Origin of the sequence: Agrobacterium tumefaciens (assembly GCF_017726655.1) — a bacterium.
Taxonomy (GTDB): Bacteria; Pseudomonadota; Alphaproteobacteria; order Rhizobiales; family Rhizobiaceae; genus Agrobacterium; species Agrobacterium tumefaciens_B.
Window position 1 is genome coordinate 1293139 of sequence record NZ_CP072308.1, and the last position, 22871, is coordinate 1316009.

19 protein-coding genes, 2 tRNA genes and 1 pseudogene are annotated in these 22871 nt (G+C 60.1%); 12 read left to right on the forward strand and 10 right to left on the reverse strand.

Translation table 11 applies throughout. The features are described from left to right. Nucleotides 1–27: 27 nt before the first annotated feature. Together cysD and cysN are read left to right on the forward strand one after the other, a co-directional pair. Nucleotides 28–981 (forward strand): sulfate adenylyltransferase subunit CysD, encoded by a 954-nt coding sequence (cysD, locus tag AT6N2_RS06515; protein WP_144575522.1) that lies wholly within the window; start codon nucleotides 28–30, stop codon nucleotides 979–981. After that, nucleotides 981–2462 (forward strand): sulfate adenylyltransferase subunit CysN, encoded by a 1482-nt coding sequence (gene cysN, locus AT6N2_RS06520; protein WP_186376670.1) that lies wholly within the window; start codon nucleotides 981–983, stop codon nucleotides 2460–2462. The genes cysD and cysN overlap by 1 nt, the downstream gene beginning before the upstream one ends. A 75-nt stretch (nucleotides 2463–2537) precedes the next feature. On the opposite strand, the gene AT6N2_RS06525 is transcribed toward cysN, so the two are convergent. Together AT6N2_RS06525 and AT6N2_RS06530 are read right to left on the reverse strand one after the other, a co-directional pair. Then, nucleotides 2538–2735: a hypothetical protein gene (locus AT6N2_RS06525; RefSeq protein WP_209089737.1), complete on the reverse strand. Its 198-nt coding sequence runs from the start codon at nucleotides 2733–2735 to the stop codon at nucleotides 2538–2540. A 152-nt stretch (nucleotides 2736–2887) separates the two neighbouring features. After that, a tRNA-Pro gene (locus AT6N2_RS06530) sits at nucleotides 2888–2964 on the reverse strand. 264 nt (nucleotides 2965–3228) lie between these two features. Between AT6N2_RS06530 and AT6N2_RS06535 the strand changes: the two genes are divergently transcribed. After that, the gene (locus AT6N2_RS06535; protein ID WP_063950822.1) at nucleotides 3229–3654 is read left to right on the forward strand and encodes a hypothetical protein; all 426 of its coding nucleotides are present in this window, start codon (nucleotides 3229–3231) and stop codon (nucleotides 3652–3654) included. On the opposite strand, the gene AT6N2_RS06540 is transcribed toward AT6N2_RS06535, so the two are convergent. Further along, nucleotides 3651–3956, reverse strand: a complete 306-nt coding sequence (locus AT6N2_RS06540; protein ID WP_209089398.1) for a hypothetical protein — start codon at nucleotides 3954–3956, stop codon at nucleotides 3651–3653. The genes AT6N2_RS06535 and AT6N2_RS06540 overlap by 4 nt on opposite strands. Before the next feature lie 166 nt (nucleotides 3957–4122). On the opposite strand from AT6N2_RS06540, the gene mqo reads away from it, so the two are divergent. Next, a complete protein-coding gene (mqo, locus tag AT6N2_RS06545) occupies nucleotides 4123–5775 on the forward strand; it encodes a malate dehydrogenase (quinone) (protein ID WP_233282485.1) in 1653 nt (550 codons plus the stop codon). A 65-nt stretch (nucleotides 5776–5840) separates the two neighbouring features. After that, nucleotides 5841–6002, forward strand: a pseudogene (locus tag AT6N2_RS24125) (type II toxin-antitoxin system RelE/ParE family toxin); the annotation flags it as partial. 12 nt (nucleotides 6003–6014) lie between these two features. On the opposite strand, the gene AT6N2_RS06550 reads toward AT6N2_RS24125, so the two are convergent. Further along, nucleotides 6015–6089: transfer RNA gene (locus AT6N2_RS06550), tRNA-Gln, on the reverse strand. Between the two features lie 203 nt (nucleotides 6090–6292). Between AT6N2_RS06550 and AT6N2_RS06555 the strand changes: the two genes are divergently transcribed. After that, the gene (locus tag AT6N2_RS06555) at nucleotides 6293–7201 is read left to right on the forward strand and encodes an MBL fold metallo-hydrolase (RefSeq protein ID WP_209089403.1); all 909 of its coding nucleotides are present in this window, start codon (nucleotides 6293–6295) and stop codon (nucleotides 7199–7201) included. A 269-nt stretch (nucleotides 7202–7470) separates the two neighbouring features. Here the strand turns inward: AT6N2_RS06555 and AT6N2_RS06560 are convergent, their stop codons facing one another. Then, nucleotides 7471–8391, reverse strand: coding sequence for a DUF1499 domain-containing protein (locus AT6N2_RS06560; protein WP_063950820.1), 921 nt, complete (start codon nucleotides 8389–8391; stop codon nucleotides 7471–7473). A 464-nt stretch (nucleotides 8392–8855) separates the two neighbouring features. Between AT6N2_RS06560 and AT6N2_RS06565 the strand changes: the two genes are divergently transcribed. From AT6N2_RS06565 to AT6N2_RS06575, 3 genes are all read left to right on the forward strand, one after another. After that, a complete protein-coding gene (locus AT6N2_RS06565; RefSeq protein ID WP_209089406.1) occupies nucleotides 8856–10220 on the forward strand; it encodes a dicarboxylate/amino acid:cation symporter in 1365 nt (454 codons plus the stop codon). Nucleotides 10221–10424: 204 nt separating this feature from the next. Further along, entirely contained in the window at nucleotides 10425–10757 is a 333-nt protein-coding gene (locus tag AT6N2_RS06570) for an MliC family protein (RefSeq protein WP_209089410.1), read from the forward strand. A 166-nt stretch (nucleotides 10758–10923) separates the two neighbouring features. Further along, entirely contained in the window at nucleotides 10924–11196 is a 273-nt protein-coding gene (locus AT6N2_RS06575) for a hypothetical protein (RefSeq protein WP_063947803.1), read from the forward strand. Here AT6N2_RS06575 and ppdK read toward each other — a convergent pair. Then, nucleotides 11174–13900, reverse strand: a complete 2727-nt coding sequence (gene ppdK / locus AT6N2_RS06580) for a pyruvate, phosphate dikinase (RefSeq protein ID WP_209089413.1) — start codon at nucleotides 13898–13900, stop codon at nucleotides 11174–11176. The genes AT6N2_RS06575 and ppdK overlap by 23 nt on opposite strands. A 227-nt stretch (nucleotides 13901–14127) precedes the next feature. Here ppdK and AT6N2_RS06585 point away from each other — a divergent pair, with 227 nt between their 5' ends. Continuing rightward, entirely contained in the window at nucleotides 14128–15105 is a 978-nt protein-coding gene (locus AT6N2_RS06585; RefSeq protein ID WP_144575543.1) for a VOC family protein, read from the forward strand. An 84-nt stretch (nucleotides 15106–15189) separates the two neighbouring features. Here AT6N2_RS06585 and AT6N2_RS06590 read toward each other — a convergent pair whose 3' ends face one another. The 4 genes from AT6N2_RS06590 to AT6N2_RS06605 all read right to left on the reverse strand — a co-directional run bounded on the left by AT6N2_RS06590 (nucleotide 15190) and on the right by AT6N2_RS06605 (nucleotide 20897). Beyond that, on the reverse strand, nucleotides 15190–15714 hold the full coding sequence (locus AT6N2_RS06590) for a DMP19 family protein (RefSeq protein ID WP_063947800.1): 525 nt from the start codon (nucleotides 15712–15714) through the stop codon (nucleotides 15190–15192). Nucleotides 15715–16009: 295 nt separating this feature from the next. Next, nucleotides 16010–19477: a chromosome segregation SMC family protein gene (locus tag AT6N2_RS06595; protein ID WP_209089416.1), complete on the reverse strand. Its 3468-nt coding sequence runs from the start codon at nucleotides 19475–19477 to the stop codon at nucleotides 16010–16012. Between the two features lie 84 nt (nucleotides 19478–19561). Then, a complete protein-coding gene (locus tag AT6N2_RS06600) occupies nucleotides 19562–20242 on the reverse strand; it encodes a DsbA family protein (protein ID WP_063947798.1) in 681 nt (226 codons plus the stop codon). A gap of 127 nt (nucleotides 20243–20369) precedes the next feature. Continuing rightward, nucleotides 20370–20897 (reverse strand): DUF721 domain-containing protein, encoded by a 528-nt coding sequence (locus AT6N2_RS06605; RefSeq protein WP_209089419.1) that lies wholly within the window; start codon nucleotides 20895–20897, stop codon nucleotides 20370–20372. Between the two features lie 97 nt (nucleotides 20898–20994). On the opposite strand from AT6N2_RS06605, the gene mutY reads away from it, so the two are divergent. Both mutY and AT6N2_RS06615 read left to right on the forward strand, forming a co-directional pair. Further along, the gene (gene mutY / locus AT6N2_RS06610) at nucleotides 20995–22098 is read left to right on the forward strand and encodes an A/G-specific adenine glycosylase (protein ID WP_209089422.1); all 1104 of its coding nucleotides are present in this window, start codon (nucleotides 20995–20997) and stop codon (nucleotides 22096–22098) included. Then, a complete protein-coding gene (locus tag AT6N2_RS06615; RefSeq protein WP_209089425.1) occupies nucleotides 22095–22706 on the forward strand; it encodes an HAD family hydrolase in 612 nt (203 codons plus the stop codon). The genes mutY and AT6N2_RS06615 overlap by 4 nt, the downstream gene beginning before the upstream one ends. The last annotated feature ends 165 nt before the right edge of the window (nucleotides 22707–22871 follow it).

Consider the following 22871-nt stretch of genomic DNA (forward strand, 5'->3'; position numbering starts at 1 on the left):
TCATTCAGTACATTCCCGGAGTTCACAATGTCCAACGCAGTCCACGAGACGGACAGCAAGAATACTGTCGCATCCAAGCCGCCGCTCGATCCCCATCTGAAGGCGCTTGAAAACGAAGCTATTCATATCTTTCGCGAAGTCGCAGCCGAATTCGACAAGCCCGTGATGCTCTATTCCATCGGCAAGGACTCGTCCGTGCTGCTGCATCTCGCGCGCAAGGCCTTCTTCCCCGGGCGCATTCCCTTCCCGCTGCTGCACGTCAATACCGGCTGGAAGTTCAAGGAAATGATCGAATTCCGCGACAATATCGTCAGGGAATACGATCTGGAGCTGATCTCCCACACCAATCCGCGCGGCGCGGCGGAAAACATCACGCCCTTCACCCACGGATCGGCGCTTTACACCGACATCATGAAGACGGAAGCGCTGCGTCAGGCGCTGGATGCCGGCCAGTTCGACGCCGCCTTTGGCGGTGCCCGCCGTGACGAGGAGGCGAGCCGCGCCAAGGAACGCATCTATTCCTTCCGCACGCCCGACCATAAGTGGGACCCGCGCAACCAGCGGCCGGAGCTGTGGAACATCTATAACGGCATGGTCCGCAAGGGTGAAAGCGTGCGCGCCTTCCCGCTCTCCAACTGGACCGAAGTCGACATCTGGCGTTACATCGAGGCGGAAAACATTCCGCTGGTGCCGCTCTATTACGCCGCCGAGCGCCCCTATATCGAGCGGGACGGCATGATGATCCTTGCCGAGGACGAGCGCCTGGAGCTTTTGCCCGGCGAAGAGGTCAAGCGTGGCTCGATCCGCTTCCGCACGCTCGGTTGCTTCCCGCTCACCGGTGCGATCCGTTCCGAGGCGGCGACGCTTCAGGATGTGATTGCAGAGCTTGAAATCGCCACCGTTTCCGAACGTCAGGGGCGCGCGATTGACCGCGACCAGTCCGGTTCCATGGAGAAGAAGAAGCGCGAGGGCTATTTCTGATGACCGCTTCTGCCACCACCAACATTTCCACGGCCACCATTTTGCCCTTTGCCGAGCATTCGAAAGCAGCGCGCGACACCCGCCCGCTGCGTCTCATCACCTGCGGCAGCGTGGATGACGGCAAGTCGACCCTGATCGGCCGTCTCCTCTGGGACACCAAGGCCGTCAAGGAAGACCAGGCCGCAACGCTGCACCGCGATAGCGGCAAGCAGAACGATCTCGGCCTGCCTGATTTCGCACTGCTGCTGGATGGCCTTCAGGCGGAGCGCGAACAGGGCATCACCATCGATGTCGCCTATCGTTATTTCGCCACCGACCGGCGCGCCTTCATCGTCGCCGACACGCCCGGCCATGAACAATATACCCGCAATATGGCGACCGGCGCTTCCACCGCCGATCTGGCCGTGCTGCTCGTCGATGCCCGCACCGGCATTCTGGAGCAGACGCGCCGCCACGCTACCATCGCGGCGCTGATGGGCATCCGGCAATTCGTGCTGGCCGTCAACAAGATCGACCTGACCAATTATGACAAGGCCGGTTTTGAACTGATTGCCCACGAGTTCCGCGATTTCGCATCCGATCTCGGCATCAAGCAGATCACCGCCATTCCGATGTCGGCGCTGAAGGGTGAAAACGTCGTTCTGTCAGGCAAGGCCTCCATGCCGTGGTATGAAGGCCCGACGCTGGTGGAAACGCTGGAACTGGCGACCGTCCGCTCCGCGCAATCGGGCGGCTTCCGCTTTCCCGTGCAGCGCGTTTCGCGTCCGGGCGAGAGCTTCCGCGGTTATCAGGGCACGGTCGCCGGCGGTTCGGTGAAGCCGGGCGACAGCGTCGTCATCCTGCCTTCCGGCATGGTCGCCAACGTCAAGCAGATCGTCACTTTCGATCTGGTGCGCAATGCCGCCGTGGCAGGCGATGCCGTCACTCTCGTTCTTGATCGTCAGGTGGATGTGTCGCGCGGCGACATGATCGCTTCCATCGAGGCCCAGCCACAAACGGGCCTTGCCTTCGACGCGCAGATTGTGGCTTTGCAGCCCGGAGGCATCGAGGCAGGCAAGCGCTACTGGCTGAAAAGCGGAAGCCGTCGCCAGCGTGTCAGTGTGCAGCCTGTCAGCCAGCTGAACCTCAAGGAAGGCGAATGGCAGGCGCATGAGACGTCGTTGCCAATGAACGCCATCGGCAAGGTGCGGCTTTCCTTCGATGAGACCGCGATCTTCGATTCCTACGAACAGAACCGCGCAACCGGCTCGTTCATCCTGATTGACCCCGACACCAACAACACGGTTGCGGGCGGCATGATATCGGCCAAGCGCAGCGTGGGTGCGACAGAGGAACAGGGCGACCGCGTCATTCTCTCGCTTCCCGCCGGTCTCGCGGAAAAGCTGCTGGCAAGCGAGCTGCTGGCACGCCACCGGGACGAGATCGACATCCGCCGAACCGATGCGGCGACCGCGTCGCGGCTAATCGACGATCTGAACTGACGGCGTCCTCCATAACGACAAAAGGCGACCGCCGAGCGGTCGCCTTTTTGGTTTGTATCTAGTGTCGGGTGCGGCTTAAAACACGAACATATAAAGCAGAATGATCACGAAAACCGGTACACCCATAGCCCACAGTGCGATACCCTTCAGCATGTTATCCTCCATTGTTGTCTGGTTAGATAACGGCTGAAGCGCGGTTGCGTTCCCTAGATCATGGTCTGGCTTCGGATGTGCGAAATTGTCGGCCGCGCGCACAACGATGGAAACCTTCATATCCGGTCATCCGTTCAGGTCGCGCTGAAACCAGCGATGGCCTTTGGCCGCATTCTGCACGCTCAATAGCCATTTCCACATGAACTTTATCTGCGACAATAAAGCAGTCAAACGCTGTGATTCATTGGGAAAGCATCGGGAAAGCTTCAAGCTGGTCGGAGTGAGAGGATTCGAACCTCCGACCCCCACGTCCCGAACGTGGTGCGCTACCAGACTGCGCTACACTCCGTGACCAGCGGCGCTTCTATAGACCAGCCTCCGGCGTTCGACAAGCGGCTTGGCGTATTTTTTATGACAAGTTTTGTCCATCCATGAAAACCTCCATTGCCATGACCAATGAGCCGGGGCTGGGCGGTAAAAAACGTTACAAAAAAGCAATTGTGGCAGGAAATTTTCGTCAATTCGTGCACCTCCCCTGCCCGCCGCCGTCAAATCTGCTAGGGGAACGGAATGACCGGCGGAAAGCCGGACACGGCACAAAGGACATTTCACCATGCTTTTTCGCAGCGTAACGCTTGCAGCGTTTGCCATTACGCTCTCCGCCTGCACCACATCCAACGGCAGCTCCACCACCCCCTCTTTCACCCAGAAGAGCCCCGTCGAAACCCGCTGGGTCGGCCAGTCCGCCGGCATTTTCTTTGCAAAATTCGGCCCGCCGCTCAGCGACACGGAAACCGGCAGCTCCACGGTCTATAACTGGCGCGGCGGCTACAAGAAGGCCACCATTCCGGCGAAGTTCGAAGAAGGCAAGGACGGCAAGAAGGGTCGCCAGATCTCGCCCGCCCGCACCGCCTCGCTCTCCTGCACCGTACAGCTCGTCGTTTCCAGCGACTACAAGATCACCGCCGTCCGCACGGTCTCCGACCGCCCCGGCGTCAATGGCCCGAGCTACTGCGCGGAGTTCCTCGCCGCGAACTAAGCTCTCATATGAGACACATCAAAAAAAGGCTCGCCCGACCGGCGGGCCTTTTCACTTTTTTGAGATTTTTTGTCGTGGTCGCAAAAAAACTGGCGCTTCGACACCGGACTGAAGCGGTTCAATGCTGCCCCCTTGCTTTCGATGTCTTTTCGCCACATCCCGGCATTAGGGCGCCATTCAACCGTTTGAAACTGCCGCCTTCCCGTCGTACCAAACACAATTTGCCCAACGGCAAGAGAACCATGCCTGCCCGATAAAGGAAAACGACCTCTGATGGCGTGCAATATCACCTGAACTGACATGGTCCAGCCCGGGTTGTGCCACTTTCCGCTTTGCTATAACGGGGCGGCCGGGAGGAGTGTTTTTAACACATAACAAGAATCAGGTACGGCCGTGACTCCCATCGAACAAGACAAATCCCAGCTCACTGATCTCTCTGCGGACAACTCCCTTTCCCAGGCATTGCCAATGAACCGCAGACAGGTTCTGGGCGGCGCGCTTGCGGGGCTTGCCGTTGCAGCGCTGCCCTCTTCGCCGCTTCTCGCAAATACGACCGCCAAGAAGGTCGACGTTCTCCTCATCGGCGGCGGCATCATGAGCGCGACGCTCGGTGTGTGGCTGCGCGAACTGGAGCCCACCTGGTCGATGCAGATGCTGGAGCGGCTGGATGGCGTGGCGCTTGAAAGCTCCAACGGCTGGAACAATGCCGGCACCGGCCACTCCGCGCTTGCCGAGCTGAACTACACGCCTGAAGACGACAAGGGCAACATCAAGATTTCCCAGGCCGTCAACATCAATGAATCCTTCCAGATTTCCCGGCAATTCTGGGCATGGCAGGTGCGCAACGGCGTTCTGAAGAACCCGCGCTCCTTCATCAACCACACGCCGCATATGAGCTTCGTTTGGGGCGACGAGAACGTCGCCTATCTGGAAAAGCGCTATCAGGCGCTGAAGGCGAGCCCGCTCTTCGCCGGCATGGAATTCTCCACCAATCCCGAGCAGATCAAGAAGTGGGTGCCGCTGATGATGGAAGGCCGCGATCCTTCCCAGAAGATCGCCGCGACCTGGTCGCCGCTCGGCACCGACATGGAGTTCGGCGAAATCACCCGCCAGTTCGTCTCGCATCTGCAGAGCGACCAGAATTTCGACCTGCAGGTCAATAGCGAGGTTTCCGACATCCAGCGTAATGCCGATGGCAGCTGGCGCGTGACCTATACCAACACGAAGACCGATGCCGAACAGGTGGTGGATGCGAAATTCGTGTTCATCGGCGCCGGCGGCGGCGCGCTGCATCTGCTACAGATGTCCGGCATTCCGGAAGCCGATGATTACGCCGGTTTCCCTGTCGGCGGCTCGTTCCTCATCAACGAAAACCCCGACGTGACGATGCAGCATCTGGCCAAGGCCTATGGCAAGGCCTCGGTCGGCTCGCCGCCCATGTCGGTTCCGCATCTGGATACCCGCGTTCTGGGTGGGAAGCGCGTCATCCTCTTCGGACCTTTCGCCACCTTCTCCACCAAGTTTCTGAAGGAAGGTTCCTATTTCGATCTCGTCTCCTCGGTAACGACCAGCAATGCCTGGCCGATGGTGCGCGTCGGCATCGATGAATATCCGCTGGTCGAATATCTCGCCGGCCAGCTGATGATGTCGGATGACGACCGTTTTGCTGCGCTGAAGGAATATTTCCCGAATGCGAAGCAGGGCGAATGGCGTCTCTGGCAGGCGGGCCAGCGCGTGCAGATCATCAAGCGCGACGAGGAAAAGGGCGGCGTGCTCAGGCTCGGCACCGAAGTGGTTTCCGCCAAGGACGGCAGCATCGCCGGCCTGCTCGGCGCGTCTCCGGGCGCCTCCACTGCCGCACCGATCATGCTCAGCGTTCTGGAAAAGGTCTTCAAGGACAAGGTGGCAACACCGGAATGGCAGGCCAAGATCCGCCAGATCGTGCCGAGCTATGGCACCAAGCTCAATGACGACCCGGAAAAGGTACGTGAGGAATGGGCCTACACCGCCGAACACCTGCAACTGCCGACCCCGCCGCAGATCGATCTTGAGGCGCTGAAGGCAGCTGGCTCGGCCCCTGCGGGCGCGCCGGTGAAGAAGGTGCCGGATATCGCGCTTTAAGGCATCGTCGCGAGATTTAAGATTGGACGCCGCGTGTCTCTGGATGCGCGGCGTTTTTTGTTGAAGGCGAGCGCCACCCGGAAATTTTTCCATCCGCCCGCATGCTGATTGAAGCGCCTTATATCATTCTCTACGAAACCGTGCCGGATACCGATGGCGACAATATACGATCCGTGGAAATAGTTCGCGTCAGTGACGGTCGCCGGGATCTGCGGATACTGTTTTGACTTGGGGATAGATGGCTGGGGCGCCAGGATTCGAACCTGGGAATGCCGGTACCAAAAACCGGTGCCTTACCGCTTGGCGACGCCCCAACAGGGCAGTGTAAGCGAAACGCCGCTGCCCGAACCGCGCCTGATTAGCAAAGCCGGACCGGCGCGGCAATGACCCGGCGAGCAATTTTTTCACAAAATACAAGCTTTTTGGGTGCCCGGCCGCGGGCAGCATGATAGGGCTTGGCGATTGTGCGGCGGGTGTCGTCTGCACGGGCGGCATGGCATTCATTCAGGAGGTCTCGATGGCGGACCCGGCATTCGATCTCGATTTCAAGCCGGCCTATGGCGAGGCGGTCCCTGTCGCCCCGCTTGTCCAGCGTATCACCGTCAACAATCCTTCCGCCTTTACCTTCCATGGCACCAACTCCTATATCGTCGGCGACCGCTCCGTTGCGGTCATCGATCCGGGCCCGGAGGATGAGGCGCATTTTCAGGCGCTGATGGCTGCGCTCGAAGGACGCGAAGTCACGCACATCTTCGTCAGCCACACCCATCGCGATCATTCGCCGCTTGCCCGCAGGCTGGCGCAGGCGACCGGGGCGGTGACGGTGGCGGAAGGTCCGCACCGCGCCGCCCGGCCGCTGCATGTGGGCGAGACCAATCCCTTTGCCGAAAGTTCCGATACGGCTTTCGTGCCTGACCTTGCACTTGGCGACGGGCAGAGCCTTTCCGGCGATGGCTGGACATTGACGGCGCTGCATACGCCGGGTCACACCGCAAACCACGCCGCCTTTGCGCTGGAGGGCAGCGGCATCGTCTTTTCCGCCGATCACGTCATGGCCTGGGCCACCACCATCGTCGCACCGCCGGATGGGGCGATGAGCGACTACATGGCTTCACTGGAGCGGTTGCTGACCCGCGACGACCGGTTGTTCCTGCCCGGCCATGGCGGCCCGGTCACCGATCCCACCGCTTTCATGCGCGGCTTGCGCGCCCACCGCCGCATGCGGGAAAAGGCGGTGCTGAAACGTATCCGGGACGGCGACCGGCTGATCGCCGACATGGTGAAGGTGATCTATGCCAGCACCGACAAGCGTCTGCATGGGGCGGCCGCACTTTCCGTCCTGGCGCATATCGAGGATCTGATCGAAAAGGGCGAAGTGCGGACGGATGGCGCGCCTTCGCTCACGGGTGAATATTTTCCGGCGTGACGGGGTTTTAAGGCGCGAATTGTCAAGATGCTTTCGCCGTTTACGCCCGGTTCGATAGGGAACGAGCGGATGCCACCTGTCTCTTCTCCCCGCCGGGGAGAAGTCCGCGGCAGCGGGATGAGGGGGCGCGGGTAGAGATATACCGAGAGGTTGCCCCCTCATCCGACCCTTCGGGCCACCTTCTCCCCGGCGGGGAGGAGAAACTCGCGGCGATGCAGAGCCCAAATCTTGCCGAAGCTTAGCGCCAGCCAAGCCTTCGGCGTCTGGCCTCAATTGTCGTTCAGACCTTGCATTTCCGCATCCAGCGCATCGAGATAGGCTTCGGCAATCGCGGCGCCCATGCCAAGATCATGCGGGCCGTAGCGGGAGGCGACGCGGATGTCGACGATGGTGGTCTCGGCTTCTTCCCTGAGGCGGATGAGGATATCGAAACGCAGGCCCCAGATGCGGGTGCGGGTTTCGCCCTGCATCAGCACCACCCCGCTGCCGTTAAAGAAAGTCGGCTGCGGTGCTTCTGCCGGGCGGGCCATGGGCACGGGCACGACAGACGGCAGGTCCTCGACAGGCGCATCCTCCGCCGGCTGCGTCCGATCCTGCGGCGGCACGCCGACGGAGGGTGCATCTTCCGCTCCGATCACGCCCCTCGTATGGGTAATGTGGATGGACTGGGCGGCAGCCATTTTTTTGGCGGCGGCATAGATGCGGTCGATCGCGCCTTCATAGCGGCGGCCGGCGAGGCTGGCATAGGCCTCCATCTGCGCGTCGCGATCAGCCTTGGTGATGACGGCAGGCCGCACCAGCCATTGCTGGTTGGCGGCTGGCGTCACGAGCCACTCCGGCACGTCGCTGAGATCGGTGGAAATGTCGTAAATCTTCGGTTGCTGCCAGTAGAGAAAGGCGCCGTAGCCAACCACACCCAGCGGCAGGCCCGACAGAAGCAGCGCCGCCAGCGCCGAAAGGCCGCCGCGTGCGCCCTTGGTCCATAAGCGCTCCAGGCCGATCAGCGCCAGAACGACCGCCGCGAGCGCGATGCCCGCCGCAATGATGAGCAGGCCGACAAAATCGGGCGTCGTCAGAGGGCCGAACCGGTGGACGCCCGCCGCAATCAAAAACAGCACCAGCGCCGCAAGGCCCAGATAACGGGAAAGATAGGCGGCAATCGAAAATGGCCGGACGAAACGCACAGTCATGAAAGCGGATATCCGTTAGATCGCATTGGCTAAAGAGCGTTGCACCCGAATTATCGGCAGGGAATCACCTGCATATGATGTCATAGACCGGATTTGCGCCAAGGAAAACAAAGGAGAAGGCAATAGACCCGTCAACCGCGCGGCGTTCTCCTTCGTGGCGAAGCTGATCTGGCCTCCAACCAAGTCCCGTCCGCACCGCAGCGACGTGGTTTTTCGAAGGACTGAATCGCCGCCAGGGCGCTGCCATAGGATAGCGTTTGAGCGCCTGGCCGCGAAGGCGCCGAAAGGGTGGAATATTTTTCCGTATTTAAATCGCTCCAGAGAATGATCCCCCGGTAATGCAACAAATACGCATGTTCATTCCTTAATTGCTGAGGAAATCGGCGTATTCTCGGCCACTCCCCTCGAGAATGCGTATGAAAAGTGCAGTATTCTCGTTTTCTTGCATAAAAAAGAGACAGGCCATGTCACAGGCAACGACACCTATCCGCTCATCCGGGTCTAAACCCTTTTATCGCAATTTCGGCTTCCAGGTCTTGATCGCCATGGTTATCGGCCTTCTGCTGGGTCTTGTTGCCCGTAACATTGGGCCGGATGCCGCGGGCAATCCCAACTGGCTTTCGGTGATATTGCAGACCATTGGCACGATTTTCGTGCAGCTCCTGCGTGCGCTCGTGCCGCCGCTGATCTTCACGGCCATCGTTGCCTCCATCGCCAATCTAAAGAACCTTTCCAATGCGGCAAAGCTCGTCTGGCAGACGCTGTTGTGGTTCGCCATCACCGCCCTGATAGCGGTCGTCATCGGCATCGTGCTCGGCCTTGTCATCCAGCCGGGCGTCAACACCGCCATTGCCAATACGGCAGCGGCAGCGCCCTCCTCCACCGGCTCGTGGCTGGACTTTCTGAAGGGTCTTGTGCCCGTTAACGTGTTCGGGCTTGAAGCCTCGACCAAGATAAACAATGGCGCTGGCAGCACCTCGCTGAACTTCAACGTCCTGCAGCTGCTCGTGGTGTCGATTGCCTTTGGCGTCGCGGCGCTGAAAGCCGGCAAGGCGGCGGAACCGTTCCTCGCCTTCAACCAGTCGCTGCTTGCCATTGTGCGGAAAATCCTGTGGTGGGTCATCCGCCTTACCCCCCTCGGCACCATCGGTCTGCTTGGGCGCGCGGTCGACCAATATGGATGGACGACGCTGTCGCAGCTCGGCTGGTATGCGGCCGCCGTTTACATCGGTCTGGCGCTGGTGCTCTTCGTCGTTTATCCGGCGCTGCTTCTCGCCCATGGGCTGAAGCCTTCGCGGTTCTTTGCGGGCGCATGGCCGGCCATCCAGCTGGCCTTCGTGTCGCGCTCCTCGATCGGCACGCTGCCCGTCACCGAAACCGTGACGGAAAAGAGCCTCGGCGTGCCGCGCGAATATGCCGCCTTCTCGGTGCCGCTCGGCGCCACCACCAAGATGGACGGCTGCGCGGCGATCTATCCGGCAATATCGGCGATCTTCATCGCGCAGTTTTTCCAGGTGCCCCTCGGCATTCAGGACTATGTGCTGATCGTTTTCGTTTCCGTGCTCGGCTCCGCCGCAACGGCGGGCCTGACGGGTGCCGTGGTGATGCTGACGCTGACGCTTTCTACGCTCGGCCTGCCGCTCGAAGGCGTGGGCTTGCTGCTTGCCATCGACCCTATACTCGACATGGGCCGGACGGCGGTCAATGTCGCTGGTCAGGCGCTGGTGCCGACCATCGTCGCCAAGCGCGAGGGCATCCTCAACGAGGCTGTTTACAACAATGCGAAGGATATCGACGCGCTCGATGACCGGGACGTTGTGACGGCCTAACGGAGAGTTAATAAAAAGACCAGGTGCGCTTCAGTTCGAAGCGCACCTGAATTCCCTGGGGCCACCCGGCTTCCCGCCAGAATATCCACATTTTTGACAAAATAAAAAACAAAATAAGCAAATATAACTGAATATTATTTAAGTGATAATTTAGTTATATTTGAGATAAAACTTTGTAAACTCAAAAATTTTGAAAATAAGAACATGAAAATATTATCTTTAACATTCATGAGCATCCTGGCGCTTGGTGCCCATGTGTCGTCAGCAGTCGCCGGTTCCACGACGGTCGACGCCGTGTCTTACGCCTGTGCAAACAATGAGACGATGCGTGTGGTCTACGTTAACGGCGCAGACGGAAAAAGTTTCGCAATTCTTTTGCAGATGGACGAAATGATCCCAATGGCGGAGCAGACGGCCGCGTCCGGCGCCGTCTATAAGGCGATCAATCGCAATTACACCTATGTTCTGCGCACCGAGGGCAACAACGCCACTCTCAGCGACAACCGGGAAACGCTGCTTTCCGGCTGCACGGAGTGACGGCGCGCACGCGACAGGCGATTGCAGCGGAACTGGAATCTTTGCGCATGGGAGCGAGGCGCGGTGGCAACTTTCCGCGCCTGCGCGGCTTTTCCCCAAATGCAAACAGGCGTATCAATCGCGGCAATAAACGAGCCGTACGGCTGTCACATCAGGGAGAAACAAGATGCGTGTTTCCATCGTCCTCGGTTCGCTCGCCGCCCTCATGGCGCTGACCGCCTGCCAGACGCTGACGCCGGAAGAGCGGCGGGCGCGAGATGAGGCGACATGCCGGGGGTATGGTTTCCGCCCCGGCACGGACTCGATGGCGGGATGCCTGCTTGACCTTGATCTCGACCGGCGCGCGGATAACCGCGCCTGGCAGGCGCAGATGAACCGCGACATGTTCTACCGGCCCGTCGTCGTCGAGCGTCAGATCATCGTCCGACAGAACCCCTGACGGGAATGAAGGCAACGTTGCTGCGCGTTTCGCCCTGCTTTGCCTTTGCGGCCAAAGTCGCCTGCGCCGCTGCCAGGCGGGCAATCGGCACACGGAAGGGCGAGCAGGAGACGTAGTCGAGATCGGCATCCTCGCAGAAGTGGATCGAGGCCGGGTCGCCGCCGTGTTCCCCACAAATGCCGAGTTTGAGCTCCGGCCGCGTCTGGCGGCCGCGTTCGGCGGCGATGCGGATCAGTTCGCCCACGCCGTCGAAATCGAGCGAGATAAACGGGTCGCGTTCGATGATGCCCTTGCGCTGATAGGTATTGATGAAACGGGCCGCATCGTCACGAGAGATACCGAAGGTGGTCTGTGTCAAATCGTTGGTGCCGAAGGAGAAGAACTCCGCCGCTTCCGCGATGACATGGGCACGCAGGGCCGCACGCGGCAGCTCGATCATGGTGCCGGTGAGATATTCGATCTCCATCCCGGTCTCTTTGGCGACGGCGGCAGCAACGCCATCGATGACCGCGGTCACATAATCTAACTCCGAGCGCAGCCCCACCAGCGGCACCATAATCTCAGGCACGACGGGTGCACCAGTGATGCGCGCCGCCGCAACGGCGGCTTCGAAAATGGCGCGGGCCTGCATTTCGGCAATCTCGGGATAGGAAATGGCGAGACGGCAGCCGCGATGGCCAAGCATCGGGTTGAACTCGTGCAGCGCATCGAGCCGCTGGCGAAACACCGTCTGCGGCATACCCATGGCAGCCGCCACCTCCACGATCTCGCCATCGGTCTTCGGCAGGAATTCGTGCAGCGGTGGGTCAAGCAGGCGGATCGTTACCGGCAGGCCGTGCATGATCTGGAACAGTTCGGTGAAATCCGAACGCTGCATCGGCAGAAGCTCATCGAGCGCGGCGCGCCTGCCTTTTTCGCTTTCGGCGAGGATCATCTCGCGCATCACATGAATGCGGTCGCCTTCGAAGAACATGTGTTCGGTGCGGCAGAGGCCGATGCCCTCAGCGCCAAAGGCACGGGCAGCGCGGGCGTCTGCCGGCGTGTCGGCATTGGTGCGCACGGTCATCCGGCGCAGATCGTCCGCCCATTCCATCAGCTTGCCGAAATCGCCTGACAGTTCCGGCTGCGTCATCGGCACCTCTCCCTTCAGCACGCTGCCGGAGGACCCGTCAATCGTGATGACATCGCCGCGTTTGAGCATGCAGCCGACGCCGATCAGCACCTTATTGCGCATGTCGACGCGCATGGAGCCCGCGCCGGTGACGCAGGGAATGCCCATGCCGCGCGCGACGACGGCGGCGTGGCTTGTCATCCCACCGCGCGTCGTCAAAATGCCTTCGGCCGCATGCATGCCGTGAATATCTTCCGGGCTGGTTTCGATGCGCACCAGAATGACGCTGCGGCCTTCAGCTTCCGCCGCAACCGCCTCTTCGGCGGTAAAGACGATTTCCCCCGTCGCCGCCCCCGGAGAGGCCGGCAGACCGGAGCCGATGATCGGTCGGGATGTGCCGGGATCGATGGTCGGGTGCAGCAACTGGTCGAGTGAGGACGGCTCAATGCGGCAGACGGCTTCCTCCTGCGAAATTAGCCCTTCTTCTACCATGTCGACAGCGATTTTCATCGCGGCTCGGGTTGTGCGTTTGCCGGAGCGGGTCTGCAACATCCAGAGCTTGCCGCGCTCGATGGTGAATTCCAGGTCCTGCATGTCGCGATAATGGGTTTCCAGCCGCTTGCAGATCGCCAGGAATTCCGAAAAAGCTTCTGGCATCAGCTTTTCCATGGAAGGCTTGTCGGAACCGGAGGCGAGACGCGCGGCTTCGGTGATGGATTGTGGCGTGCGGATGCCGGCGACCACGTCTTCGCCTTGCGCGTTGACGAGGAATTCTCCGTAAAGCTCTGCCTCGCCTGTCGACGGATTACGGGTAAAGGCAACGCCGGTTGCCGATGACGATCCGAGATTGCCGAAGACCATGGCCTGCACGTTGACGGCCGTGCCCCAGTCGCCGGGAATATTGTGCAGGTGTCGATAGGTCACGGCCCGGTGGTTGGTCCAGCTGGCGAACACAGCGCCGATTGCGCCCCAGAGCTGGACATGACAGTCCTGCGGGAAGGCCTCGCCAAGCTCATCCTCGATCAGCTTCTTGTAAAGCGAAACGACGTGCTGCCACTCGACCGCAGACATGTCCGTATCATATTCGTGACCAAGCCGGCCTTTTTCATCTTCGAGGATTTCCTCGAACATTTCATGGTCGAGGCCCATGACGACATCGGCATACATCTGGATGAAGCGGCGATAGCTGTCCCAGGCGAAACGGGCATCGCCCGCATCGTGACCCAACGCCTCGACGGTGCGGTCGTTGAGACCGAGATTGAGCACCGTATCCATCATGCCGGGCATGGAGGCACGCGCGCCGGAGCGAACGGAGATGAGCAGCGGCGACTGGCTGCCGCCGAAGGTTTTGCCCGTCACGGTTTCCATGCCATGCAGGCCCGCCATGACCTGAACCTTCAGGTCATCAGGCAGATCGCGTCCGTTCTTGTGATAAAGCGCGCAGGCATCGGTGATAATGGTGAGGCCGGGAGGAACGGGTAGGCCGAGACTTGCCATTTCGGCAAGGTTTGCGCCCTTGCCGCCCAATATGGCAACGTCACCTGCCCTGCCCTCGGCGACACCGTTGCCGAAGGTATAAACCCATTTTTTCATTCCACGCTCTCCACCCAGAAGCGTTGTCATTTTTCTATCATCTACAGCATCGGCGGCATGTTGGAAACGCCACTGGGAGCAGTTTACATCGCAGTGCAGCATAATTGCGGCGGATTCCGCGCCAGAATTGCCTTAAACACGACATAACAGCAGCACTGACGCATTCGTGTAATGCGAAGTAACGGAGTGTTTCCTAAGCCATTCAAATCGCGACAAAGAGATTATTCATGCAATTTACCCGCCGCCAGACGCTTAAATTTGCCGGAATTTCCTGTGCAGCCAGTGCACTTGCCGGCGCGTTAAGGGCAGAAGGGTACAACTCCCCTGCAATTGCCGCCGTTCCCTTCGCCCTGACGACGCCCATGCATATCGGCCAAGCGGCATTGCGGGTGCGTGAGCTTGATCCGATGATCGATTATTATCGCTCGGTTCTCGGCTTCAACGAGGTGGAGCGGACGGCAAGGGGCGTGACGCTGGGGGTTGGGACAGTGCCCCTGCTCGATCTCGTGCACAAGCCGGCGGCGGATTTCGAGAGCCCGACTTCCGCCGGCCTGTTTCACATCGCCTACCTGATGCCCTCCCGCAAGGATCTGGCGCGCTGGCTGGTGCATGCGGCGCTCAAGCAGGTGCCCCTGACCGGCTTTGCCGATCATAATGTGAGCGAGGCGGTCTATCTTAGCGATCCCGAAGGCAACGGCATCGAGGTCTATAGCGACCGACCAAAGGACACATGGGTCTGGAGCGGTAACGTGGTCAAGATGGGCACGGAGCCGCTCGATGTCGATGATCTGGTGGCGCTGACCGACACGACGAAAAGCGATTTTGAGGCCGCGCCGACCGGCATACGCATCGGCCATGTTCACCTGCGTGTCGGTGAAATCGCCCCCGCCCGTGCCTTTTATGAGCAGGCGGTGGGTTTACAACCGACGCAGGATGCGCGCGCGGACGCCTCCTTCCTCTCCTCCGGCGGTTACCATCACCATCTGGCAGTGAACACCTGGAACAGCCGCGGCGCAAAGGAACGAAACGCCATGGAAACCGGCCTCGACTGGTTTTCGATCATCGTGCGCAATCCCGCCAATCTGGAGGCGCAGAAAACGCGGTTGCGAGCGGCCGGTTACGTGCTGGTGGAGATGGAGAACAATGTGGTGGAGGCAATCGACCCATGGGGCACGCGGCTGCGGCTGGTGCCGGGGGAAGCTTGAGAGGTTAAGAAGTAGACGACGTCCAATCTCATCCCCAACAGCAGCCTTATCGCCATGACTGAGTTACATGGCTTGAAAGGACGGCTAATTAACAAGCCCAGACGTGAAAAGCCGTTGTCTTATTTCTTCGTACTGTTCCTCCGTCACATAAACGAAATTGCCGTTTTTTCTTAGCCAATTCGCGGCGTGCTGACTAACCGATAGTTCTGACGGAATTGAAAATAAATCGTCATCCAGAGACTCAAGCAACGGTTGTTTTATATAATCGTCGGTACTCAACATACGATACACTTCCTTGGGATTGGCCTTCGTCCAGCGAATCATTTCGCGAAGAATGTTCACCTGTCTTTCAGCACCTAAGAGAGTAAGGCCATCAAGCGCGATCGCCATCTCGGCCTGATCTCCGTCAAGGTTATTTATATATTGGTTGTGACCACCATTATTAACTTCACCTTCATATCGCAATGCTCGAGCTATTTCCACCTCTGCGCAACGTATACTCGAAATGGATTCGTTAACTTTATAAGTCATCCTTTGAATATATAGGTCCATATAGTTGAAAAAAGTTTCAACGAAAATGCTATCATCGTCCACGTAAGCAGAATTCATATAAATTTTCATCAATAACCTTTATAAGCCCAGCAATTAAAGATATCGTCCCATTGAGTATAAAGATGCAATCGTCGAGCACGACGCAGATGGCATTTGGAAAAGAAATGCCTTGCGAGGCTGTTGCAGCAACCTCGCAAGGCAACCCATCCGGTACAGGAAACCGGATGGAGGGGTTCTGGGAGAGCACCCTGAGGCTCGCGATGATGATAGCAAGGTAGCGCGGGTCTTTGCCCACCCGAATGGGTGATATCGGCTGAAAAATTCGCGTTTTAAGAGAATTTTGCGGTCGGGCTCAGACGGCTTCGCGGAGCTGCTCGGCGGTCTGCAGATCGACCGACACGAGTTGAGATACACCCTGTTCGGCCATGGTGACACCGAAGAGGCGGTTCATGCGGGCCATGGTGATGGGGTTGTGGGTGATGATGACGAAGCGGGTTTCGGTGGAGGCCACCATTTCGTCCATCAGGTTGCAATAGCGCTCGACATTATGGTCGTCGAGCGGCGCATCCACCTCGTCCAGCACGCAGATCGGCGCGGGATTGGTCAGGAATACCGCGAAGATCAGCGCCATGGCCGTCAGGGCCTGCTCGCCGCCTGACAGCAGCGTCATGGTCTGCGGTTTTTTGCCCGGCGGACGGGCGAGGATTTCGAGGCCGGCTTCCAGCGGATCATCGGATTCGATCAGCTGCAATTCCGCCGTGCCGCCGCCGAAGAGATGGGTGAACAGTCGCTGGAACTGTGAATTGACCACGTCGAAGGCGGCAATCAGCCGCTCGCGACCTTCGCGGTTGAGGCTCTGGATGCCAGCGCGCAGCTTGCGTACGGCATCGATGATATCGTCCCGCTCCTTGATCAGCGCCGCGAGCTTGGCGGAAAGCTCGGCCTGTTCCTCCTCGGCGCGCAGATTGACGGCGCCAAGCCTTTCGCGCTCGATCTTCAGCCGGTCCAGATCGCGCTCGACATCGCGTATATCCGGCTTCGGCTGGTCAGGGCCAAGGCCGGTCAGGCGAAACGCCATGTGCGGCTCGGTATTCAACGTTTCGCGGATGCGATGTTCCGCCTCCTGCCGTTTCTCGCGGGCGGAAACCAGCCGCTCTTCGGCGCGGCCGCGCTTTTCGCGGGCTTCTGCCAGTTCGGAAAGCGCCGTTGCCGCCACCCGGTCGGCGGCGCGCTGCAGGTTTTCGGCCTCGGCCAGCCGGTCGGCGGCGGCGCGGCGAGCGTCTTCGGTCTTCTGCAATTCGTTGAGGAGGTTGCGGCGTTTTTCGTCGAATTCCTCGGGCGCTATATCCAGTTCGGCGATTTCCTCGCGTGCCTCTTCCTCACGTTCGCGCAGCGTGGCGATATGGTCGGCGGCACTTGCCGCCCGCGATGCCCAAGTGGAACGTTCCTGCCCTATAACCTGAAGTCTGCGCTGGCGGCTTTCCGCCTCGCGGCTCACGCCCTCATGGCGCGCGCGCGCTTCCGCCAGCAGGCCGCGATCGGTCGCGACTTCCATCTGGCTTTCACGCAGCTTGAGATCCAGCACGGAAAGATCAGGCGCGTCTTCCATTTCGATGCGGGCATTTTCCTCCTGAACGGCGATCTCATCGATCTGCGCGCCAATCTGGTTCAACGCTTCGGAGACGATATCGCGGCGGCGCAAAAGATCGCCCGAGGCGCGTTCGGCCGATGTCAGCGCCTCGCGTGCCTCGGCAAGCTGACGGGTCGCGAGCCGGCTCCGGTCGCGCGCGTCCGAAAGCCGCAATTCACTGCTTCTGATCTCCTCGGTTTTCGCGGCAAGCTGGTCTTCGGCCTCTTCCAGAATGGAGCGGGCCTCATCCAGTTCGGCTTCGATTTCGGCGAGTCGGTTCTTCTGCGACAGACGCAGTGCTGCGGCACCCGGTGCATCGGCGCTGGCGACATGGCCGTCCCAGCGGAACAGCGCGCCTTCGCGCGTTACCAGCCGCTGGCCGGCCTTCAGCGACGGCAACAGCCGCCGGGCCTCCGAAACGTTCGCAACGACGCCGATCTGCGCAAGGGCGCGCCGAAGGGCATCCGGTGCCTGCACATGGTCCAGAAGCGGTTTGGCGCCCTGCGGCAGGCCGGGATCATCCGCACCGTTTCCATTGCCGCCCCAATAGGCGGGGGCGCTCGCATCAAGCGGGCTTTCGAGATCGTCGCCGAGCGCCGCCCCAAGTGCGGCTTCATAACCGCGCTCGACCGTCATTTCTTCCGCCACCGGCGTGAAGCTGCCATTCGCGGCGGCGCTTGAAGCGAGCATTTTGGTGATGGTACGCGCTTCCGTGTCCAACGCGTTCAGCCGATTTTTCGCCTTTTCCAGCGGCCCGCGCGCCAGCGCTTCGGCCGAACGTGCCTCGGCAACGGCGGCCTCGGCCTCTTCCACCACAATCATCGCGTCTTCGACGGCGATCTCAGCCGCCTCGACGGCTTCGCGCCGTTCCGCGGGGTCCGGAAGGCCGGAGAGTTTCTCGTCGATGGCCCCGATCTCGGCCGTCGCTTCCTGCGATTGCCGTTCGAGCCTCAGCTTGCGGTCGGAAAGATCGCGGATCGCCCGCTCCAGCTGCTGCCGGCTGGCAGCGGCTTCCGCGCGTTCGGCGGTGATTGATGTGAAGATGGCTTCGCTTTCCGCCAGCTTGACGGACGCAGCTTCGAAAGCTTGGCGCATTTCGTCCGCGTGGCGACCGGAATCGGAGAGGATGTCGAGGAGCTCGGCCTCTTCTTCGTCCAGCCGCGCGAGTATCCGGGCATTGTCAGAGACAAGCCGTTCCTCGCGGACGATATCCTCGCCAAGCTGCGACAGACGGCGCGCAAGCTCGTCACGGCGGCGCAGCAGGCGGTTGGCCTCGTCATCCAGCTGGGTGCGGGCAATCTGCAGGCGTTGCAGGGCGGCGGCGACTTTCGCCTCGTCCTCGCGCAGTTCCGGCAGTTTCAGGCTGGCGATGCCCTGCTGCTTGGCTGCTTCCATCTGGGCTTGAGCCTTTTCGGCAACGATGTTCGTTGCCTGATTGAGCGCGCTTTCCGCCTCGCCTTCCGCTTCCTTCGCTTCCACCCAGCGAATGTGCAACAGCGTCGCCTCGCGGGCGCGGATATCGGCGGACAGCATCTTGAAGCGGTTGGCCTGGCGCGCCTGCCGTTTCAGGCTTTCGATCTGGCTTTCCAGTTGGGCGGTCACGTCTTCCAGCCGCTCCAGATTGGTCTCGGCTGCGCGCAGGCGAAGCTCCGCCTCGTGGCGGCGGGAATGCAGGCCGGAAATGCCAGCCGCTTCTTCCAGCAGCTGGCGGCGGGCCTGCGGCTTGGCGTTGATGAGTTCGCCGATGCGTCCCTGCCCCACCATGGAGGGCGAGCGTGCGCCGGTGGAGGCATCGGCGAAGAGAAGCTGCACATCCTTGGCGCGCGCTTCCTTGCCGTTGATGCGGTAGACGGAGCCGTTTTCGCGCTCGATGCGGCGCGTCACCTGAATTTCATCGGCGTCGTTAAAGGCGGCGGGCGCGGTGCGGTCGGAATTGTCAAGATAAAGGCCGACTTCAGCGGTATTGCGGGCGGGACGGTTGCCGGAACCGGAGAAGATGACGTCATCCATGCCGGAGGCGCGCATGTTCTTGTAGGAATTCTCGCCCATCACCCAGCGCAGCGCTTCGACGAGGTTGGACTTGCCGCAGCCGTTCGGGCCGACGACGCCGGTCAAACCGGGCTCGATGATGAATTCGGATGGTTCAACGAAGGACTTGAAACCGACGAGACGGAGCTTGTTAAACTTCATACCGCCACGCTCCAGGTGGAGTAACGGCAATAAAAAACGGGCGTGCGGAAATATCCGCCGCCCGCTTTCTGAAGGCTTCGGTGATCAGAGCAGCTTGTCGATGACAGCCGACATGGTTTCAACCGACATGTCTCCTGCGTATTTCTTGCCGTTGATGATGAAAGTCGGCGTGGAGTTGACGCCGAATTCCGTCGCACCGCGTTGCATGGTGGCGTTCACATCATCCAGAAGTTTCTGGTTCGTCAAGCAGGCCTCGAAAGACTCCTGTGAGAAACCGGCCATTTTCGACATTTGCAGCAGGGCGGCACGCGCATCCTGCGCGGTTGCCCAGCTCTGCTGCTGCTTGAACAGCATGGAAACGAAGGGGAAATATTGACCTTCCGGTGCGCAGCGCGCCAGCATGAAGGCGGCAGCGGCGCGCGGATCGAACGGGAATTCGCGCAGCACGAAATAGACCTTGCCGGTATCGATGTACTTCTTCTTGATTTCTTCAAAGGTCTTGTTGTGGAAGTTGGCGCAGTGCGGGCAGGTCATCGACATATATTCGACGATCTTGACGGGTGCGTTGGCATCGCCGAGCGCTGCTTCCGGCAGCGGGCCGGGCTTCATGACAGCAGCCATGTCCACATCACCGGTGGATTCAGGCAATTCCTGCGCCTGGGCAATACCGGGCGTGAAGGCAAACGGCAGGGCCGTGGCGATGGCGGCAAGAGCAACGCCGCCGAGAAGGCTGCGACGGGAAATGGTCAGTTCGGGAAAATGCATGAAAGCACCTGTTGGTAATAGACTCGATTGTCTGTTGATTCCGATATAGCGACGGCCGGTTCATCACAAGCGGGGTTCTGAACTCTTCTTGTCAAAGAATTGTGACCAGTCAAGGACGGCGCCGTCATCAAATCGTTTTGCGCCCTGGCTTCTTCTGCAAGACCGCCGTGCCAAGCCGTTCCACCGCCTTGCGCAGCGCCTCGCTCTCGATGCCGTTTATCATGTCATCGAGACGTTTTGCCGCATCGCCGCGCAGGGGCTGTGGTTTGCGTCGGCGGGTGATGGCCTGCGAGACCGGTTTCTGCACGATCCTGATCTGGCGCACCGCCGGGAAACCGAAAAAGCCGTTGATGCGGGCGATGAGTTCGCCCTGTGCATGGGTGAGAAACAGGGCGCGTGCGCCTTCGCAGGCGATGGTCAGCACGCCGGGCTGATAACCGCCGCGATCCGGCCCCTCGTCGCGGCGCGGCCAGGTGATTTTTTCGGGCCGCGTGCAATCGGCAAAGTCATCACCGGCGATCTCGTCCCAGGAGCCGAGCAGCGCGGTGTTGATGCCTGCGCGTTTCGACAGGACCGGGTCCATAATGCCATTGGCGACTTCGGCGATCTGGACGACGCCCTTTTTCTTGCCGGCACCGCTCTGGGGATAACGCATGTTTCACTCGCGATTTTGGAGGGGGCGATCCACATTTTCTTGATCGCCCGCTACGGATGTCCCAACTATAGGCCAAACCGAACAGAAACGGCAAACCATGCTTCAAAAAACCGCCCCGTCGTCTTATGCGCAGATGCTGCTCGCATGGTACGACCGGCATCATCGCGAATTGCCCTGGCGCACTTCCCCGGCCATGGCAGCGAAGGGAAAACGCGCCGATCCCTATCATGTCTGGCTTTCGGAAGTGATGCTGCAGCAGACGACGGTGCAGGCAGTAAAGCCCTATTTCCTCAAGTTTCTCGCGGCGTGGCCAAGCGTCAACGATCTGGCAGCGGCACCTGTCGAGGACGTCATGGCCGCCTGGGCGGGGCTGGGTTATTACGCCCGCGCCCGCAACCTGAAGAAATGCGCGGAAGCCGTGGCGAATGAGCATGGCGGCATGTTTCCCGATACGGAAGAGGGGCTGAAGCAATTGCCCGGTATCGGCGACTATACGTCCGCCGCCGTCGCTGCCATCGCATTCAATCGTCAGGCGGCCGTGATGGATGGCAATGTCGAGCGCGTCATTTCGCGGCTCTTTGCCATCGATGCTCCCCTGCCCGGCTCAAAGCCTGCAATGAAAGCGAAGGTGGCGGAACTTACCCCTTCTGACAGGCCCGGCGATTTTGCGCAGGCGATGATGGATCTCGGCGCGACGGTCTGCACCCCGAAACGGCCGGCCTGCGCGCTCTGTCCGTTCAACGGCATCTGTCGGGCGCTTGCGGAGGACGAGCCGGAGCGGTTTCCGGTGAAAGCTGCGAAAAAGGCAAAACCCGTGCGGCTGGGCGCTGCCTTCGTGGCCGTCAATGCAGAGGGTGAAATCCTGCTGCGGCGGCGAATCGACAGCGGCCTTCTCGGCGGAATGACGGAGGTGCCGACAACGGGTTGGACCGCCCGTCTCGACGGCGGCACGGATCAAAATCACGCGCCTTTTTCAGCGGAGTGGCAGGCGGCGGGCGTGATCGTGCATGTCTTCACCCATTTCGAACTGCGGCTGACAGTCTATCGCGCGCAGGTGCCGGATTACCTTCAAACCGGCCCGGATGACGGATGGTGGGAGCCGGTTACAAATCTTGACGCGCAGGCGCTGCCAACGGTGATGAAAAAAGTCATCGCGCAGGCTATTCCATCCGCATTCAATGAAAGCAGGAAATTTCGATGACCAAGATTGAGCATATCGTATTCGACATCGGCAAGGTGCTGATCCATTACGATCCGCATATTCCCTATAGCCGCCTCATTCCCGATGCCGATGAGCGCCAATGGTTTTTCGAGAATGTCTGCACCCACGACTGGAATCTCGAACAGGATCGCGGCCGCCGCTGGGAGGATGCTGAAGCTTTGCTGGTGGAGAAATTCCCGGACCGGGAAGAGCACATCCGCTCCTTCCGCAAATTCTGGCATGAGATGGTCTCGCATTCCTACGACGACAGCGTCGCGATCATGACAGGCCTGATCGACAGCGGCCATGACGTGACGATGCTCACCAACTTCGCTTCCGACACGTTTCGCGAGGCGCAGAAGATGTTCCCCTTCCTCATGCTGCCGCGCGGCGTCACCGTTTCCGGCGATGTGAAGCTCTTGAAGCCTGACGTGGCGATCTATGATCTCCACGCGAAAGAATTTGGCCTCAATCCGGCCACCAGTCTCTTCATCGACGATACGCTCGCCAATGTCGAAGGCGCCCAGGCCGCCGGCTGGCAGGCGGTGCATTTTACCGGCGCGGAAAAGCTGAAGCAGGATTTGCGGGCGTTTGGGGTGGAAATTTAATCGTCGATAGATCGGGAAAAGAAATTGGCGCAGGCGGAAATGGCGGTCTCCGGCCTGCGCCAGTCCTGCCGCAAGCGGCATTGGACGCAATGTTTTTGTGAGTTGTCCAGACCGGATTTTCACAACCACTGCTTTGACTAGTACAGTAGTTGTCGTCTCTTGCGC